The organism is Virgibacillus sp. 7505 (assembly GCF_002272135.1).
Classification (GTDB): Bacteria; Bacillota; Bacilli; order Bacillales; family Amphibacillaceae; genus Terribacillus.
In genome coordinates, this window is sequence record NZ_NPBF01000201.1 from 1 (window position 1) to 266 (window position 266).

1 protein-coding gene is annotated in these 266 nt (G+C 44.4%); it reads left to right on the plus strand.

Translation table 11 applies throughout. The features are described from left to right. The coding region (locus CHH91_RS18595) for an SDR family NAD(P)-dependent oxidoreductase (protein ID WP_141234223.1) at positions 1-266 on the plus strand (266 nt) is incomplete at both ends.

Sequence of the window (266 nt, forward strand, 5' to 3'; positions counted from 1 at the left end):
ATATTCTCGTGAATAATGCGGGCATTATGGATGGCTTTGAACCAATTGGCGATATTAGCGACGAAAGATGGGACCTTCTTTTTGACGTGAATACAAAAAGTGTTATGCGCGCAACACGCAAAGCGCTTCCTCTTTTTTTAGAAAAAGGAAAAGGCGTGATTGTGAATGTAGCGTCTTCTGGCGGTCTTAATGGCGCTCATGCTGGCGCTGCCTACACTGCCAGCAAACATGCTGTTGTAGGCCTTACTAAAAATACAGGCTATATG